This is a genomic window from Streptomyces sp. NRRL S-350 (assembly GCF_000719705.1).
Taxonomy (GTDB): domain Bacteria; phylum Actinomycetota; class Actinomycetes; order Streptomycetales; family Streptomycetaceae; genus Kitasatospora.
This window is the reverse complement of the sequence record NZ_JOHO01000210.1, coordinates 1-364: the sequence shown is the minus strand read 5'-3', so window position 1 is coordinate 364 and position 364 is coordinate 1. Positions and strand designations below refer to the sequence as shown.

Genomic DNA, 364 nt, shown 5'->3' with positions numbered 1-364 from the left:
CACCGAGCCGAGCCAGAGGGGTTGTTCGCGGTTCTGTCCGTAGGTGGCGAGGAGTGCCTGGGCTTCGATGGGGTCGCCGAGGCGGGTGCCGGTGCCGTGCGCCTCCACCGCGTCGACGTCGGAGGGCTGGAGGCCGGCGTTGGCGAGGGCCTGGCGGATGACGCGTTGCTGGGAGGGCCCGTTGGGGGCGGTGAGCCCGTTGGAGGCACCGTCCTGGTTGACGGCGGAGCCGCGGACGACGGCGAGGACGGGGTGGCCCAGGCGCCGGGCGTCGGAGAGGCGTTCGAGGAGGAGTAGTCCGATGCCTTCGCCCCAGCCGGTGCCGTCGGCGTCGGCGGAGAAGGCTTTGCAGCGGCCGTCGGGG

1 protein-coding gene is annotated in these 364 nt (G+C 73.9%); it reads right to left on the bottom strand.

The window, feature by feature from the left end; translation table 11 throughout:
* Window positions 1-364 (bottom strand): beta-ketoacyl synthase N-terminal-like domain-containing protein (locus tag IF30_RS42940; RefSeq protein WP_037903237.1); only part of this gene is annotated, 364 nt, incomplete at both ends.